Genomic DNA, 18,126 nt, shown 5'->3' with positions numbered 1-18,126 from the left:
GTTCACTGCATACAATACGGGTTCACGCAGCGCGACGGGTGGCATACGGATTTTATGGGGTGATTCTTCTTGCCCCCTGACTCGGGCGGATGGTGAGGTACCTCGGCGCGGTCAGCCGTTCCCGCCGGAAAGCACCGGAAACACCGGCGCGAACCGCGGCGAGCGATTCTGGCCTCACGAGTGCGGCGATCGGCCTGCCGGGCTCGTCGACCAGCATCGTTGCGCCGAGCGCACCGGCTTCGACCGCCGCGGTCACCGCGATGTCCTGCGCCGCTTCGGGTTGCTGGGCGCGGTGGAATTCGGTCAGCGCCGGCCCGAGTCGTCCGGGCGATCCGCTGTCGGGCATCGCGAAATCCGCCAGTCGGGCTGGCGTGTCGCGGCGGATCCTGGTGTCGACGATCAGCAGCCGCGCATCACCCAAAGCGACACCGACTTCGTATCCGGCGAATGCCGCTTCGACGCGAACGTGCGAATGCAATTGCGCGTGGGATCGCGTGACGACGTCCACGAGATAGTCGAGTGGAATATCCGGGTCGCACAGGTCACGCAATGCCAGCGCCGCCGCGCACGCCAACGCGGTCCGCGCGGAAAGCCCTGCGCCCGCGGGAAGGTCCACACTGCACAGCAGCGTCGCTCCGCAGGGACGCAACGCATCGACCACGTTGGCAACGGGCAGAGCCCACGCGGGAACGTCCTCCGTCGGCAGGACAACGGGTTCCGCTGGTTTGTTGATGGACCGCAGTTCGATGACGCCGTCGGTCCGCCGTTCGCCCGCGACGATCGCACCCCACCGCCCGCACACCGCCAGTTCGGATGTCAGAGCCACCACACCGGGCGCGTACCAGACGCCTTCGGCCGAGCGGCCGAACGCCTCACGGAAGGCATGGGGCACAAGACGAAGCTCCGGTGCCACGTCCGGCCTGTCCGCCAGATCGATCATTCGGTCTCCTTGTGCGCCAGCACGCGGTAGGCGTTGCCGCAGTCGCTTCGGTTGGCGATGGCCCGGTTGATCGTCTTGTCCAGCAGCCCGGCCACCACAAGCCACGGGATGCCGAAAGACCACACGACCAGGCTGCGCAACCCCTTGACCTTCGGCTTGCCCGGACGCCACGGCGCCGGTGAGCGCGGCGCGATGTCGGCGAGCATCAGGTAACTCGACAGGGCGAAGTCGTTGCACTGGTGCGCTTGGGCGCGTTCCTCGGCAACCGGGCGTAGGCCGCGCTCCGCCAGCGCCTTCTTCAGAACGCCGATCGGCAGCATGTTCTGGTGCTGCGGCTGGAACCACGGCATCCAGTACCTGCCGAACAGCTTGGCCAGCCGCCATTCCGGGTCCGGCACCTCGATCAGCAGGTATCCGCCGTCCGGCAGCGTGTCCGCGACGATGTCCAACTCCTCCCACGGGTCACGGACGTGCTCGAGGTAGTGGTGCATGCTGATCACGTCGTACCGGCCGCGCAACCCGTCGGCGAAGTCCTTGAAGTTGCCCCGGTACCCGCGGGTGACCCAGCCGAGCGTCTCCGCGTCCTCGATGGCCGCGCCCTGGTCGAGCCCGTCGAACCGGGTGCCGGGCAGTATCTCCTTGGCACCGCGGCAGAAGTGCCCGTGTCCGCCGCCGACGTCCAGCCAGGTGCGTGGCGTGGTGAACGGCTGGACCATCCTGGCTCGGTCGTAGTACGGCTCGGGCTTGCCGGAGAACACGGCTTCGGCCGCGGCGGCGCCGTGGCCGTCGTAGAAGTCCCGGTAGTAGAAGTCCAGTCCCGCCGTGGACAACCGGGGGTTCTGGAAGACGAGTCCACACGAGACACAGCGGTCCATGGTGAACTCGCCCGGTTTGCGCTGCACCAGGTCGACGCTGCGGACGTGCCGCGCCAACGACGTGCTCGAACAGGACGGGCAGTCCTGCCTGCGCGGCTCGAAGAACCGCTCGGTGCCGCGCTCGATCTCGTCGGCGTACGCCGGGACAGCGGCCAGCATGTCCTTCTCCTGCTGGATCTCCGCTGCCGTGCGCCACCGCCCGGCCAGCGTCCTGACCCACAGGTACGGCTGGTAGGCCACGCGGAACACCGACGTCAGCCACAGGTCCCTGGGTCGCAACGGGGTGCCGGCGAACGCCAGCAGCGGCTGGAGGCTGTAGAGACCTGCCGCGATCAACCCCCACGGCCACGTCCAGAGGGTGACACCGAGAACCGCGAGATACCCGAGTACGGATCCGGCCGTCCACAGCGCGGGGCGCTTGCCCAGCTTGCGCAACCGGGCCGCCCGCGTCGACAGGTCGTACGGACCGGCGGGCAGGTCGCGGGAGACCGCCAGGTCGACGCTGACGCCGTCGCGGTCCTTCACACGCCGTGCCACGGAGATGAACTCCGTGGGGTCGGCCGGTGGCGTGATGCCGAGGCCCTTGACGGCCTTGGGGTCGAACAGGATCGCCACACCGGCGCTGATTCCGCGCTCCCAGCGTCCCGTCCGGTAGGTCCTGGGGTTGACCTGGTTGAGCAGGTCGACCGCGGCGACGGTCGGGAGGGTGGCCGGGACGAGATCGACGAGGCCGAGGTTCCCGATCCGGGCGAACGCGACCGCCCGCTGCCGCACGCCGTCGGCCAGGTCCTGGGGGTAGGACTGGAAATCCCCGCGATCACCGCCCAGTTCGGGCAGCACCGCCAACTGGTTCGCCTTTCCCCGCAGGCGCAGGGCATCCAGCAGCGTCCAGGCAACCACCAAGCCGAACAGGATCCACGCGATCACGCCGCCACCGCCTCGAGTCGATCGGCGGCGGCACGGGCGCCGCCACCGAGCCGGAAGGACTCCCGCACCCGGCGCGCGTTGGCCGCGAAGCCGGGGTCGTACAGCACGCTGTCCAGCGCCGAGCGGATCTCTTCGGCGCGGACCCGTTGGTACTTCAGGCGTATCCCCGCACCGGCGGACACGACCTGGTCGGCGATGATCGGCTGGTCGTCCCGGATCGGCGCCACCACAAGCGGAAGTCCGTGCGCCAGCGCCTCGCAGACAGTGTTGTGCCCGCCGTGCGAGATCACCGCGTGCATGTGTTCCATCAGCGCCAGCTGCGGAACACGTTCTCGCACAAGAACATTGCGCGGCACGCTGAGAGGCGGGGCGACCATGACCACCTGCACGTCCGGCATGTCCGTGACCGCTTCGACCACCTCGCCGAAGAACCTGTGCCCGGCGGCACCGTTCAGCGTTCCCAGCGACACCAGTACTTTACGCGTATCCGGGGCCAGCCATTCCCAGGGGAACCCGGTCGGCTCCGGCCGGTGCGCCAACGCGGGCCCGGTGAAGGCGTAGTGCGGCGGGAAGGTCTCGCCGACGAGCAGCGGCGAGGTGAACACCAGCACCAGCAACTCGGAGAACCGGATGTCCACATCAGACCGGCTGAGCTCGCGCAGCTGCGCGGTGACCCACTCGTCGACCTTCGGCATGCTCTTGAGCGGACGGATCAACTCGGCCGGTGTGCTCGCACTGGTCACCCACGGCACACCGAGATCACCGGCCACGATCGGCCCGGCCAACGCCTGCTGGTCGGCGACGAGCACGTCCGGCAGGAAGTGCTTCACCGCGTCGTGGGCACCGGGGATCATCGCGTGCGCGAGCGGGATCAGGAACTCCTCCCACAGGAACTTCAGCACCGCGATGCCTTTGAGCTCAAGCCACCGCTGCCGCGCTTCCCTGATGTCCGCTTCCAGCCGGTCATCCAGCGCGGGGTAGATCCGGGAACCCGGCGGCAGCAACGGTTCCAGCGTCGCCGGGTGACCGACCCACGCGACATCGTGGCCACGGGAGAGCAACTCCCCGCCGACACCGACCGTCGGGTTGACGTGCCCGGTCAACGGCGGCACGACGAACAGGAACCGGGTCACGAGTGCTTCTCCAACCACGTGAGCACGCGCTGAATCAGTTCACCGGTGGCCTCGCGCAGGACGGTGTGCCCGAGGCCGGGGATGACGTGCGTCTCGCAGTCGGGGACGAACCGGTCGAGATCCGCCGCCGCGCCCGCCAGTTCCGACTCCGCGCCGAACACGCCGAGCACGGGACAGCCGACCTGGGTGAGATCCGCCTCGGACAGCAACGCCCCCGCCACGAGGTCGTCGATCAGCGAGGTCCGGTTGAGCAGCGCGTCCGCGTTGTTGGCAAGCTTCGCGACCTTGCGCTGACCGAGTTTCAGCAACTGCTCGCCAGTCCGGTCGTATTCCAGGCCCAGCGCGGCGACGCTGAGCGTGTTGACGATGTCCTCCACCCACAGCTCCCCGGAACGCCCGCGCACGCCGCCTCCACCACGACCACACCGGCCACCCGGTGGGCGGCCTTGAGCGCCGCGTGCATCGCGACCACACCGCCGTAGCTGTTGCCCAGCAGGTGAACCGGTTGGTCGACGCCGAGTTCGTCCAGGATCGCCACCAGGTCGAGCGCGCTGTCCCGCGGGGAGTAGCCGGATTCCGGCCGGGCGGACATGCCGTGCCCGCGCAGGTCGAACAGGATCGTGCGGACGCCCGCCTTGGCCAGCGGCGCGGCCAGCGTGTAGTAGAAGCTGGACAGGTTGTCCATCACGAGGCCGTGCACGAACACGACTGTGGGCCCGGTGTTCTCGGCTCCCAGTTGCTGGACGTGGAACTTCAGGCCGCGGGCGTGGATCTCGGCCACGGGTCAGCCGGTGCTCGGGACGGGCTGGGCGGCGATGTGGTCGACGAGCCTGCCGACGGTCATCGCCATGATCTCGTCGATGTCCATCTCGCCGAGGAACGCCACCAGGTCGACCCGGTCGCCGTACCGCTCGCGCAGCTTGTCCGCGAGCGCGACGAACTCGATGCTCTCCAGGCCGAGGTCGTCGCTGAAGGTCGTCTCCGGGGTGATCTCCACACCGACGAGCACGTCCTCGCCGACGACGTCGACGATCAGCCGGACCACCTCGTCAAGCACGTTCGGTTCGGACACGCCGCTCTCCCGTCTGCCATTCGACCACATAGGACGTTCCTTGGCCCGTGACGACGGCACCGCCCGGGGTGGCCGCCGTGCCGGGTCTGATGTCGATCACCACGTCGCCGTCGCCCGCGATGGCGACCGCGCAGCCCGCTGCCGACGGTCTGCCGGGGTCGGCGCAGTGCGCGACCGAGACCTTCGGCGTCGCGAACGCGCCGCGGACCCGGACCTCGGTGCCGTCGTCGGCGACGGTCAACTCGGCGGGGAAGATCGCACCGGCGCCGCGGTTCCACAGCCAGCGCCGGACCGCGTCCTTGGCCGCGATCCGGCGCAGCAGCCACTGGCGCCGGGTCCGCAGGTCCAAAGTGGCGTAACCGGCCCGTTCGGCCGCGGTCAGGTACCTGCGCGCCATCAGTTCCCGGGTCGCGCTGTCGTCGGCCCATTTCTCGGTGACGAGCACCCAGCCGCCGTCGCGCGGCTCGGCCAGGGTGTTGTGCTCGGCGCGGAGTTTGACCTGCCAGATCCGGTCGTCGGTGGTGAACCGGCGGGTCGTCCACCCGTCGACGCGGCACCACAGCCTGCCGTCCGCGGTCCGCAACCGCGCGTCCGCGCGCATGACCTCGTCGGTGACTTCCACGATCCGCGCGTCGCAGTCGATCCGCGTGCCCGGCTCGGGATCGGGTCCGTAGTACCGGACCCGGTCGATGCCGGTGGGCAGCACGGTCTGGTCGACGTCCTTGCTGACCTGCATCCAGTGCCCGATCAGCTGGCCCGCGCAGTCCAGCAGCGCGCCGGGCGACGGCAGGACGGTCAGCGCGCCGGTGATCCCGTTGTCCGCCAGTGTGGTGATCTCGCTGACCCCGGCGAACCGGGGACCGTGGAACATCCAGCCGTCGTCGTACAGTTCGGCCGCCGACACCGGCGCGGGGCGCGGTGCCCGCAACGGCGGGTAAACCGGCTCGTCCGGCATGGGGTACGCGGCCTCGATCCGGACCAGCCCTTCGGCGTACCCGGCGACGCGGACGCGGACGAGGTCGCCGTCCCGCTCGGCGGTGATCCGGACCTCTTGTGCCGGTTCGACTTCCAGCCACCGGATCGCCTTGACCGATTCGACCGCGGTCACGACACCACCGGGCACGAGCGCGCGGGCAGCGTCCTTGATCACGTCGGCGAGGCCGGTGATCGGCACGATCGGGAACCCGTCCGACGGGTCCGGCCACCCCTCCGCCTGGGGGAACACCGAGTGGTCCACCAGGTACGGCATCGTCCGCAACGAGAAGACCTCGGCCCGCTCGGATCCTGCCGGAACAGGCTCCGCCAAAGCCAGGGCCACTTCTCGGGCCACCGCTGTGGTCTGCGTGAGCACGGCGTTCAAGGCCGCGCCCACGGGTGTGCTCACATCCACCGCGACGGGCTGGTCGATCGAGATCGGGTCGAGCCGGACCGGTGTGAGACCGAGCGACAGCTTCCTGCCCCGTGTGGGCCGGTTCAGTCCGAAAGCCCACAGTGCCGACGCGGCTCGGTGTTCGTCGTCGCCCGCGATGGTCACGAACTGCTCGCCGCCGAGGGTGTCCTCGACGAACCCGGGCAGGCTGCCGGGGCCGACCTGGACGAAGGCCCGGATTCCGCTCGCGTGCAGGCGGTGCAGCAACGGCCGGAACCGGACGGGTTCGACGAGGTGCCGCAGAACGAGTTCCCTGATCCCGGCCGGGTCGCCGGGCATCGGGGCGAGTGAGGTGGCCGACCAGACCGGGATGGACGGCGGGTGCACCGCGAGGGCTTCGACGGTCGCGCGGGCCGCCGCGAGGTGCGGGGCCAGCGCCGGGGTGTGGAAGCCGGTGCGGAACGGCATGATCTGCGCCATCACGCCGTGTTCCTTCAGGCTGGCCACGGCCGTGGCCAGGTGGTCCGCCGGACCGCAGATCACCGACTGGTGCGGGCAGTTGTCGTGGCTGATCACCACGTCCGCCGGCCCAGTCAGTTCGTTCAGCACGGCCTGCGCCTTCTCGGCGGAACAGCCGAGTGCGGCGTAGACGACGTCGGCCACCGCGACCATGCCCGGCCGCAACGAGTCGACGAACTCGTCGATCGTGGGGTAGATCCCCGCGACGATCATCGCGGTCCACTCCCCCATGCTGTGCCCGGCCATGGCGCTCGGCACGATCCCGGCTTCGCGCAGCTTGTTCGCCTGCCTGCGGCCTGCTCGCAGCAAGTCCAGTGCGTGCTCGACGACGGACTCCTCGCCCGCGAGCTCGGCCGTGCCGCGCTGCTCGAACCCGGGGAACAGGAAGGCGATCTGGTCGTCGCCGGTCAGCAACGGCCGGGGCGAGAACCAGATGTCGTGCCTGCCGGTCCACTTCCTGCCCCTGGCCACGACCTGCCGCGCGATCTTGAGCCTGCGGGCGTCCGGCTGCCAGATCGCCAGGCGGCACGGCAGGTCATCGGCCCTGACCCGGCGCGCGGCGCGGCCGATCAGGTCGCCGTCGTCGGCCAGCAGTTCCCGTTCCAGGTCCTCCGGCGAGTTGGCCGACAGCAGCAGGACAGGCGCGAGCGGGTTCACGTCGACCGCGCGGGAATCACCGGTCTGCTCGAGCACGACGTGCGCGTTGATCCCGCCGAAGCCGAACGCGTTCACACCCGCCCGACGTGGTCCCTCCCACGCCCTCGGCTCGACGACGGGCGCGAACCGGGTGCCGGTCATGGCGGGGTGGGGATCGTCGATGTGCAGGGTGGGCGGCAGGGTCGCGTGGTGCACAGCGAGCGCGGCCTTGATCAGCCCGGCCATCCCGGCCGCGGGCATCGCGTGGCCGATCATGGACTTGACCGTGCCGATGCCGACGGGAGCACCGCCGCCGCCGAACGCGGTGATCATGGTCGTCAGCTCGGCCGCGTCACCGGCTGGGGTCGCGGTCCCGTGCGCCTCGATCAGGCCAAGGCCCTCGCCGGGTTCCAGCCCCGCGTCCTGCCATGCCCGCCGCACGGCCAGCAGCTGGCCGTCCGGGTTGGGTGTCATCATGCTGGTCGCGCGGCCGTCGCTGGCCGTGCCGACGCCGCGGATCACGGCGTAGATCCGGTCACCGCTCGCTTCGGCGTCACGCAAACGCTTGAGCAGCACCATGCCGACGCCTTCGGACAGCAGAGTCCCGTCCGCCGCACGGTCGAACGGGCGGATCTGTTCCTTGCGACTGAGCGCCCGCAGTTGCGTGAACACGCTCCACAACGTCGGGTGGTGCGACACGTGCACCGCACCGGCGAGCACCGCGTCACACCGGCCCGAGGCCAGCTCGCGGACGGCGTGCTCGACCGCGACCAGGCCGGACGCACACGCGGCGTCCACTGTGTATGCCGCGCCGCGCAGGTCGAACCGGTTGGCGATCCGGGACGCGGCCAGGTTCGGCACGAGGCCGATGGACGCCTCCGGCTGCTCCGGGCCGAGCCGTGCCCGGATGGCTTCCCGCAACGCGGCCGTGTCCACACCGGGGATGAGGTCCTTGACGACCGAGATGAGCTGCCCCACCTGGACCCGCTGGTCGAGCCGCGCGCAGCCGGGGGTGAGGTAGCCGCCCCTGCCGACGACGACACCGATCCTGGCCCGGTCCGGCAACGCCTGCTCGCCGCCCGCGTCCGCGATCGCCTCGGCGGCCACCCCGAGTGCGAGCAGCTGGTCCGGTTCGGCGTCATCCACTGTGGACGGCATGATGCCGAACCTGGTCGGGTCGAACACGGCCTGCTCGTCGAGGAAACCGCCTCGCCTGCAGTAGAACCGGTCACTGGCCGGGCTCGCCGACGGGTCGTAGTGGACGTCCGGGTCCCAGCGGTGCGCCGGGATCGTGCCGATCGCGTCGACCGATCCGGCGATGTTGCGCCAGAACCCCGGCGTGTCGTCCGCACCGGGGAACAACGCCCCCATCCCGACGATGGCGACGTCTAGCGGGCGCATTGGTAGACCACCTGGACCGCGTCACCGATGGCGATCTCGCGCAGCAGAGCCGCGACGCCCGCCTCCGGGTCGATCAGCCGGATACCGCGCCGGGCGTACTCTTCGGCCAGTCCGGCGGCCATCCCGCTGCCCGCCCACGGGCCCCAGTCGACGCTCACCACACGGGCACTGGTCCGGGTGGCCCAGAACCGGGCGATCCGGTCCAGTGTGTCGTTGGCCGCGGAGTAGTCGGCCTGGCCGCGGTTGCCGAGCACACCGCTGATGCTGCCGAACAGCACCATGAACTTCGGGTCGTGCTCCAGCGCCTTCGCCAAGGCCCGCGCGCCGCCGACCTTGGTGTTGTACACGCGGGCGAACGCCTCGGGGGTCTTGTCGGCCAGCAGTTTGTCGTCCAGCACCCCGGCGCCGTGCACCACGCCGTCGATCCGGCCGAAGCGGCCGACGATGTCACCGATCACCGCGTGCACCGCGTCGGCGTCCTGCACGTCGCAAGCGTGGTAGCGCACGGACGCCGCCGCGGCGCGAAGTGCGTCCATGGTCGTCCGGACCTCGCGTTCGGCCAGGATCTTGCGGGCCGCCGTGGCGATCTCCTCGCGGTCGGTCAGGCCCGTCTCGATCAGCGCCCGGCGCAGATCGGCCTCGGTCGCCGCGGCGGCTGTCCGCGCGTCCTCCGGTCCCTTCGGCGGCGCGGTCCGGCCGATCAGCTCGATCCGGCACCCGGTCCGCTCGGCCATCTCGATCGCGGCGAGTGCCGTGATCCCGCGTGCTCCGCCGGTCAGCAGCACCACGCTGTCCTCGTCCAGGTCCACCTGCCCGTCACCGGCCAGCTCGGTGTCGAGTTCGGCGGTGTCGAGTTCGATGGCGTGGCGTGTGCCGGACGCGTGCCCGACGACCGCTGGTCCGTCCACTGTGGTCAGCTCGGCCAGCAGGGACGCCGCGATCACGCGGTGGCTTTCCTTCGTGCTCACGTCGACCGCGCGCACGTGCAGGTCCGGGTACTCCGCGGCGACCGTGCGGATCAGGCCGTGCATGCCGAGGTCCAGCGGCTCGTGGTCGTCCTCCGGTTCGTCGAAGCCGAACGTCCCGCCACCCGCGGTCGCCACGATCAAGCCCTTGACGCCGGACAGCAGGCTCGTGCGGATTTCCTCGTAGGCTTCGGGCAACGTGGGCTCACCGGTCGAACGCAACGCGCTCAGGTACAGCACGTAGTCGGCGTCGACGGTGGTGACGTGCTGGGTCGTGTGCGCCGTGCCGCCGAGCCGTTCGATCCGGTCGGCCAGTTCCAGCCCGACGTCTCCGCCGTCGTCCACGATCAGGATCCGCTGGCCCGCCAGCGAACCGGGTGCCGGGCAGGCGTCGATCGCGACCAGGCTGGGTACCTGGCGGACCGGGGTGTCACCGATCTTCGCCTGGGCGGGCGCCGGTTCGGTTCGGGTGAACCAGCCGACGATGCCCTCGATGGTCTTGATCCCGGTCAGCGCCTCCACGGCGGCGCCGTCGCCGGTCACGCCGAGCGCCGTGGCCAGCTCGCCGATGATCTCGGTCCGCTTGATCGAGTCGATCGACAGGTCCGCTTCCAGGTCAAGGCCCGGTTCCAGCATCTCGGGCGGGTAGCCGGTGCGCGCGCTGATGGTTTCCAGCACGACCGTGCCGACGTCCAGTGTCGGCCGGTGCGGCTCGGGGACCGGTTCCGCAACGGCCTCCGGCACGACGACCGGATGCGGCGCGGGCAGCGGAGCGGGCGCCGCGGGTGCCGTGCCGAGGTAGCCGAGTAGCACGTCACGTTGCGCGGCAACGGCTTCCCGCATGCCGTCCAGGAACTCCTTGACGATCACTTCGCGGTTCGCCTGGCCTGCCATGGTGATTCGCGGCTGCTCGGTGGCCGGGCGCAGGCCGCCACCGAGCGCCTTGCCGTTGATGTCACGCACGAGTCCTCCATCGACGAACCACTGGGGCCGAGCCGGGATCTCTTCGAGCCGGACCGGTTCGGCCCGGCCGGTGAACAGCGGCGTCACGGTCACCGGCACACCGGCGACGGCGAGCCCGGCCAACGCGCGCAGGAAAGCGGCCATCCCGGCACGGCCGTCGCAGGCCACAGCCGTGAACGGCCGGTCGCCGAGAATCCCGCCGACCAGCCCGGTCAGCACCGAGCCCGGTCCCGCCTCCACGAACACCCGCGCACCGGCGGCGTACATGGCCTCGATCTGGTCGACGAACCTGACCTCGGCTGCGACCTGACGGGCCAGCGTCGCGCGCACGTCGCGGTGCGGCCGGGCGTCCACATTGGACCAAACCGGGATGGCGGGTTCGCCGATCTCCTGCGTGGCCAGCACCTCCGCGAAGACGCCTTCGGCCCGCGCGACCACTGGGCTGTGGAACGCGGCGGCGACCGGGATCGCCCGTGCGGACAGGCCCGCACCGGACAGGCGCCGGACGGCTTCGGCGACCGCGTCGGTGCCGCCGGAGATCACCGCCTGGGTCGGCGAATTGTGGTTGGCCACCACGACGTCGTCCGGGACGAGCGCGCGGACCTCGTCGACGGCGCCGCTGACCGCGGCCATGGTCCCCGGATCGTCCCCGACCGCGCTCACGATCGCCTTGGCTCGTGCCTCGCTCAGCTCCAGCAGTTGTTCCGGCTCGAACACCCCGGCGGCGGTCAACGCGACGAGTTCGCCGTAGCTGTGCCCGCCCGCCATGTCCGGCCGGACGCCGAGCCATTCCAGCAGCCGGGTCACAGCCAGGCCCGCGATGCCCAGCGTGGGCTGGGCGACGGTCGTGTCGGTGATGGCGGCCTTCTGCCGCGCGGCGTCGTCGGGTGTCGTCGCGGCCGGTGGGAACATGACGTCCTCGTACCGGCCACCGGCCAGTCGCAGGGTTTCCTGCAACCAGGGGAACGCGGTGAACAGGTCGAGCAGCATGCCCGGCCGCTGGCTGCCCTGGCCCGGGTAGAGGAACGCGACGGTCGGCGTGGTCGCGTCGCTGCGCAGCTGGACGGCATCCGATGCGCGCCACGCCTGAACATCGGCCACCGCAACGGCCAGCTGCTCGAAGGTCTCCACCACAGCCGCTGCCTGGATCGGCTGCCCCGGGGACATGGCCGCCGCCGTGGCCGCCAGGTCGCGCAGGTCGCGTGGGCGGCCCGCCTCATCGTTGGCGCGCACCAGCCGCGCCAGCCGGTCGGCCGCACGCTGTGCGGCGGCCTGGTCGGCGCCGCGGAACACGAGCAGTTCCGCGGGCCATTCCCGCAGGCCGTGCCGTGGCTCGTCGACGCCGTCGTAACCGGTGATGACGGCGTGGAAGTTGGTACCGCCGAAACCGAACGCGCTGACACCCGCGGTGCGCTGCCCGGCCGGGGCCGACCAGGTTCGCCTGCCGAAGGCGAACGGGCTGGTTTCCTTCTGGTAGTAGGCGTTCGGCGCGGTGACGTGCAGCGTGCCCGGCCGGATGCCGGTGTGCACGGCCGTGGCCGCCTTGATCAGCCCGGCCAGGCCCGCGGCGCACTTGGTGTGCCCGATCTGGGATTTCACCGAGCCGACCGTGCAGCCCGCGGTGTCCGCACCGGCCTCGGTGAACATCTCGGTCAACGCGGCCAGTTCAGTCCGGTCGCCGACGACCGTGCCGGTGCCGTGCGCCTCGACAAGCCCGACCTCCTCCATGGACACGCCTGCCGAGGTGTAAGCCCGGCGCAGCGCGCGGCGTTGCCCGTCAGCCCGGGGTGCGGTCAGGCCCAACGACTTGCCGTCGCTGGACGCGCCGATCCCCTTGATCACCGCGTAGATCCGGTCTCCGTCGCGTTCGGCGTCGGCCAGTCGCTTGAGCACCACGCACGCGACGCCTTCACCCAACGCGATGCCGTCGGCGGCCGAGTCGAATGTGGCGCACCGGCCACTGGGCGACAAAGCCTGCACCGAGGCGAACATCAGGTAGTCGTGCGCGCTGTTGTGCAGGTCGACCGCGCCACACAGAACCATGTCGCTGGTGCCCGTGCGCAGTTCCTTGCAGGCCACGTCAAGCGCGGCGAGGCTGGACGCGCACGCCGCGTCCACGGTGTAGTTCGCGCCGCCGAGGTCGAGCCGGTTGGCGATCCGCCCGGCGATCACGTTGCCCAGCACGCCGGGGAACGAGTCCTCGGTCAGCTTGGGCAGGAAGTCGTCGAGCCCGTCCGGTGTGCCGCCGAACAGAGCGGGCAACGCGGACCGGACGGTGTAGGCGTTGGCCAGGTCGGCGCCCGCCTCCGCGCCGAAGATCACCGACGTGCGATCACGGTCGAACTGCCTCGTCTGGTATCCGGCGTCGGTCAGTGCTCGCGCGGCCGCTTCGAGCGCGAGCAGTTGCGCGGGTTCGATCGACGTCAGCGACGCCGGTGGGATGCCGTACGCGAGCGGGTCGAACGGGACCGGGTCGAGAAAACCGCCCCACCGCGACGGGGTGGCGCCCTGGTACAGCTCCGGATTCCACCTGTCGGACGGCACCTCGCGGATCGCGTCGGCGCCCGAGACCACGTTGCTCCAGAACCGTGCCACGTCGCCCGCGCCGGGCAGCATCGCGGCCATCCCGACGATGGCGACGTCCAGCGGCCGGACGCCCTCCGCCTTCGGCGCACGCGCCAGTTCGGCGTGCCTGGCACGCACCAACCCGGTGCTGGTGACCTGTTCGTGCAGGGTGGCGATGTCGGTCAGCTCGGACCGCAGCGTCGCCACCTGGCCGATCATGAACATGCCGGTGTCGCGTTGCTCGTCCTCGTCGACCGCGACGAGCTCGACGCCGACGCGCTTGAGCGCGCGGCTGGCGATCCGCAGCCTGCCGAGGTTGAGCTGTTCCAGCCGTTCCCACGCCTCCTGGCGCGGCGCGCCCGCCAGCTCGGCCTTCGCTTCGCCGAAGGTGTCCACAAAGGACGACTGGGCGCAGCGGACGCTGTGCCCCGGCGAGGTCTCCAGCAGCGCTGTCTCCGCGCACTCGAGTGCCACCTGCTGGAACACCGGTGTGATCGCGCCGAGCTCGACAGCCTCACGGGTGAACAGGTAGGCCGTGCCCATCAACGCGCCGACGGCGGCGCCGCGCTCGATCAGCGACGCGCTCATCGCCGACACCATCGCAGCCGAGCGTTCGTCGTGGATCCCACCGGCGAACAGGACGCGGACGTCGGCGAGCGATCCCCGGTCGAGCAGCACCGAGATCTGCTGCTCCCACAGGGTGAAGCTGGACCGGGGGCCGGTGTGACCACCGCATTCCCAGCCTTCGAAGACGAACTTGCGCGCACCGTCGTCCAGGAAGTTGCGCAGCAACGCGGGCGACGGGACGTGCAGGTACGCCTCGATCCCCGCGTCCTCAAGGGCTTTGGCCTGCGCGGGGTTGCCACCCGCCACGATGGCGTAACGCGGTTTCGCCGCGAGGACCTCGGCCAACTGGGCCTGTCTGAGGTCCGGATCGGCGAAACCGAGCATCCCGATGCCCCACGGACGGTCGCCGAGAAGATCGGCTGTTCGGGTCAACAGCGACCGGGTCTGCTCGCCGTTCATCAAGGAGAGCGCAAGGAACGGCAACCCACCGCCCTCAGCCACGGCCGCGGCGAACGCGGGCTGGTCGCTCACGCGGGTCATCGGGCCTTGCGCGAGGGGATACCGCAGTCCCGGCGCGCGCTCGCAGAATGGACCACCCGGCCGCAGCGCCGGATTCCGCGCGGCCGATTCGAGATTGGCGCGCACGGTTTCGCCGACCATTTGCACTACGCCGCCCACTGTGCGGCAAGACCGCCACAAACCGTCGGCCAGCGCGCCGTCCTGCCCGATCTCGACCACATAACCAGCGCCGGGACGTGCCAGTACCCGACGGCCGTCGACAATAGTCGTATCCGCGCCGTCCATACCCATAACAGTGGTGACGAGCTCAGCGTCGAGACAATCCCGCACTTCACTGAGAAGCGCGAGCTGACTGTCCAGAACGACGCCGCGAGCACCACCGGCCACGGCCGCGGCGGCGGTATTCGGGCCGATCCCACCGGCCGCCCACACCGGCACGTCGAACTCGGCAACCAGGCGTTGCAGCAATACGAACGTGGTCGACTCGCCCACTCGCCCGCCCGATTCCGAGCCACGCGCGACCAGGCCGGTGGCGCCGTGTCCGACTGCGGCACGCGCCTCGTCCAGCGAGGTCACCTCGGCGAGGACACCACGGCCTCGAACGGGACCAAGACCGGGGATCGGCCGGGGTGTGAGGATCACGTCGACGTCGTCGGGCAGCTCGTCCGGCCCCAATGGACAGTCGGGCCCGACGCGGACACCGAACGGGGTTCCCAGTCTGCGGCGCACGAGGTCGAGCGCCGCCAGTGCCTTGGCGCGGTCGCGGCCGAGGTCGAGCACGCCGAGACCGCCGGCACGCTCCACGGCGACGACCAGCGCGGCATTGGGCTCGGCGAGCGGGCTGACGCCGATGACCAGGTCACGATATGAGAGCGCGCTCAAGTCGTTCCTCCTCACACCTACAGGGCAATTGGGATGTGAAAGGAAACCAGTGGTGAACAACCGGAGCGCCACCCCGGTGGGGCGTTTCCGGACCGTTTACAACCGTTTCAACGGGTTAACGTCGCCGCAACGACAATGTTGCCGTTGTTCGACACCGCGTACGACGACCCAGCACATTGGGGGCACATGATGACGGACTGTCGTACGCCGATCACCGTACAAACAAACCCGACCGCCGTCCACACCCTTGTGGGAATTTCTCATCGAGCGGGGGATGGTTGTCCGGGGACCACAGCATCCGCTAGGGCGAACACTCACGATGGTGAGTCCGTCAATCAACTGAAACGATAAAGGGGGTCCGGCTATGGCCGAACCCCCTTGACACATGACACTTCTTACAACGGAAAGCCGGGAATGCCCGCCCGCGCGGTGATCCACCTGGTCTCGGTGAATGCCTCGATGTTGGCCTCCGCGCCACCGAACCGCGACCCGGTCCCGGACGCACGGACACCGCCGAACGGCGCATGCGCCTCGTCGTTCACCGTCTGGTCGTTGACATGCACGATGCCGGTCGGGATCCGCTCGGCGAGCGCCAGCCCCCGCATCGCGTCCCCGGTCAGGATCCCCAGCGACAGGCCGTACTCGCTGTCGCCTGCCAGCTTGACCGCGTCGTCCTCGGACTCGAACGGCGTGACGACCGCGACGGGGCCGAAGATCTCCTCGCGGTAGGCCCGCGTGCTCGCGGTGCGGTCAGCGAGGACCGTGGGCCGGTAGTACAAGTCGGTGTAGGTCCCGCCCGCGGCCAGGGTCGCGCCCGCCGCCACCGAGTCGGTCACCAGAGCGTGGATCTTGTCGCGCTGTCCCGCGTCGATCAACGGGCCGAGCGCGACGTCCCCGGTGGCGGGGTCGCCGACGACGAGGCTGTCGGCCTTCTCGGCCAGCAGGCGCACGTAGTCGTCGAAAAGGGACTCATGCACCAGATGCCGTCCGGTGGTCATGCAGATCTGGCCCTGGTGGAAGAACGAGCCCCACGCCGCCGCGCCGACCGCCCCCGCCAGATCGGCGTCCCGCGTGACGATCAGGGCGGAGTTGCCGCCGAGTTCCAGGTGCGCGCGCTTGAGGTGGCGGCCCGCGACCTCCCCGACGCTGCGGCCCGCGGCCGTCGAGCCGGTGAACGAGATGACCCGGACGTTCGGGTCGGACACCAACGCCTCACCTGTCTCCCGGCCACCGGGCAGCACGTGCAGGACGCCCGGCGGCAGACCGGCGTCCTCGAAGACCCGCGCCAGCGCCACGCCGCCGCAGACCGCGGTCCGCGGGTCCGGCTTGAGGATCACGGCGTTGCCGAGCGCCAGAGCCGGTGCCACCGAACGGATCGAGAGGATCAGCGGCGCGTTGAACGGCGCGATCACGCCGACCACGCCCGCGGGCACCCGCTGGGCCATGCTCAGCCGCGGCGCCTCACTCGGTAGCACGGATCCGCTGGGCCGCCCGGGAAGCGCGGCCGCTTCGAGGCATTCCTGTTCGGCCACGTGCAGTTCGAAGCCGACCTTGGCCGCCGTGCTGCCGGACTCCCGTGCCAGCCACGAACCGAGCTCCTCGCTGTGCACGCGCCACAGTTCGGCGGCTTTGCGCAGCACCGCGGCGCGTTGCTGGAACGGTGTCGCCGCCCACGCGCGTTGCGCGTTCGCCGCCACCTTCGCCGCGTCCGCGACATCGGCGGGCGCGGCCATGCCCGCCCGGCCGATCTCCCGTCCGGTCGCGGGTTCCACCACCGCGGTGTCACCGCCTGCCGAGGTCACCCACGAGCCGGTGAAGATCCGTCCCCGCCAGGTCTCATCGTCGAGAAACGCCATACGGCAGACGTCTACCCGCCGGATGGGTGGCAGTCAGCCCTGGTTTCCGCTCAGTGGAAGCCTGACCCGCGCCGGTGGCGTTGGCGATTCTCGCCTGCAGCGCGCGTTCCTCGGCGATCTCCTTGGGGTTGGGCGAAAGCGTGACGATCGCGAGCGTCATGACGGTCACGAAGCTGATGCCGACGATCAGCGGCAGCAACAGATCGCGCCCGTTCATCCCGTGCAGCCCCCCGGCCGCCATGTTCGGCATCACCTCCGCCGCGGCCATCCCGACGTGGTGCATGCCGTTGACCGCGACCCCCATGATCAAGGCGGCCGCCACGATCGCGCCGAACGCCCGGATGTTGACCGTGGCCCACAACGCCGCCGTCGCGGCCACGATGGCGATCACGACCGAGAGCAACACCAGGAACGGGTCGTAGCGCACCTCGCCGTACAAGTCGATCGCGGCCATTCCGACGTAATGCATGATCGCCACGCCCGCGCCGGTGGCCGCACCGCCGACGAAAAGCCATCCCGAGCCCGCCTTGAACCCGACGATGAACAGCCCGACCGCGACCACGAGTATCGCGAGGACCATGCTCAATATTGTGGTCGCCGCGTCATATCGCAACGGTGTTCCGTGAACTTCCGACCCGAGCATGGCAATGAATGCATGACCCAGATACCGGTCCCGCCAATGGACGTCGCGGCGAGCCCGAGCCACCTCGCCCTGGCCCGCCCGTCGACCACGCGGGCCCGTGACGTGCACAGCAAGCCCAGCGCCGAGCCGACGACGGACACCCCGTACGCGAGGACGGCGGTCACGACGTCAAAACTGAAACCCTGCATTGCCTCAGCCCTCCCGAATGAGCGCCACTCCCTGAAGCAACTGGATAGTGGCGCTAAATATAGCCCGGCGGGCGGCGTTGACAAGGGGCACGCGAAGAGTTCATGA

At 70.2% G+C, this 18,126-nt stretch carries 10 protein-coding genes; all 10 read right to left on the bottom strand.

Annotation, left to right across the window (positions count from 1 at the left end; all coding sequences use genetic code 11):
• Positions 1 to 52: 52 nt before the first annotated feature.
• The gene (locus tag ALI144C_RS01330) at positions 53 to 940 is read right to left on the bottom strand and encodes a GHMP family kinase ATP-binding protein (protein ID WP_076985138.1); all 888 of its coding nucleotides are present in this window, start codon (positions 938 to 940) and stop codon (positions 53 to 55) included.
• Positions 937 to 2,742 carry a class I SAM-dependent methyltransferase gene (locus tag ALI144C_RS01325; RefSeq protein WP_076985137.1) on the bottom strand — a complete coding sequence of 602 codons (1,806 nt, stop codon included), beginning with the start codon at positions 2,740 to 2,742 and terminating at the stop codon, positions 937 to 939. Before ALI144C_RS01325 ends, ALI144C_RS01330 begins: the two co-directional genes overlap by 4 nt.
• Positions 2,739 to 3,875, bottom strand: a complete 1,137-nt coding sequence (locus ALI144C_RS01320; protein WP_076985136.1) for a glycosyltransferase — start codon at positions 3,873 to 3,875, stop codon at positions 2,739 to 2,741. The genes ALI144C_RS01325 and ALI144C_RS01320 overlap by 4 nt, the downstream gene beginning before the upstream one ends.
• On the bottom strand, positions 3,872 to 4,252 hold the full coding sequence (locus ALI144C_RS01315) for an alpha/beta fold hydrolase (protein ID WP_076985135.1): 381 nt from the start codon (positions 4,250 to 4,252) through the stop codon (positions 3,872 to 3,874). Before ALI144C_RS01315 ends, ALI144C_RS01320 begins: the two co-directional genes overlap by 4 nt.
• The gene (locus ALI144C_RS01310; RefSeq protein WP_076985134.1) at positions 4,177 to 4,656 is read right to left on the bottom strand and encodes an alpha/beta fold hydrolase; all 480 of its coding nucleotides are present in this window, start codon (positions 4,654 to 4,656) and stop codon (positions 4,177 to 4,179) included. Before ALI144C_RS01310 ends, ALI144C_RS01315 begins: the two co-directional genes overlap by 76 nt.
• A gap of 3 nt (positions 4,657 to 4,659) precedes the next feature.
• The gene (locus ALI144C_RS01305; RefSeq protein WP_237773902.1) at positions 4,660 to 4,947 is read right to left on the bottom strand and encodes an acyl carrier protein; all 288 of its coding nucleotides are present in this window, start codon (positions 4,945 to 4,947) and stop codon (positions 4,660 to 4,662) included.
• Complete coding sequence (locus ALI144C_RS01300) at positions 4,925 to 8,872, bottom strand: type I polyketide synthase (protein WP_076985132.1); 3,948 nt, start codon at positions 8,870 to 8,872, stop codon at positions 4,925 to 4,927. Before ALI144C_RS01300 ends, ALI144C_RS01305 begins: the two co-directional genes overlap by 23 nt.
• A complete protein-coding gene (locus ALI144C_RS01295; protein WP_237773901.1) occupies positions 8,860 to 15,333 on the bottom strand; it encodes a type I polyketide synthase in 6,474 nt (2,157 codons plus the stop codon). The genes ALI144C_RS01300 and ALI144C_RS01295 overlap by 13 nt, the downstream gene beginning before the upstream one ends.
• A gap of 395 nt (positions 15,334 to 15,728) precedes the next feature.
• A complete protein-coding gene (locus ALI144C_RS01290) occupies positions 15,729 to 17,189 on the bottom strand; it encodes an aldehyde dehydrogenase family protein (protein WP_076985131.1) in 1,461 nt (486 codons plus the stop codon).
• Entirely contained in the window at positions 17,170 to 17,832 is a 663-nt protein-coding gene (locus ALI144C_RS01285; protein ID WP_076985130.1) for an MHYT domain-containing protein, read from the bottom strand. The genes ALI144C_RS01290 and ALI144C_RS01285 overlap by 20 nt, the downstream gene beginning before the upstream one ends.
• Between the last annotated feature and the right edge of the window lie 294 nt (positions 17,833 to 18,126).

The sequence above is a fragment of the Actinosynnema sp. ALI-1.44 genome (genome assembly GCF_001984155.1).
In the GTDB taxonomy this organism is placed as follows: domain Bacteria; phylum Actinomycetota; class Actinomycetes; order Mycobacteriales; family Pseudonocardiaceae; genus Kibdelosporangium.
The sequence above is the reverse complement of the archived record's forward strand: the minus strand, read 5'-3'. Positions and strand labels throughout refer to the sequence as shown.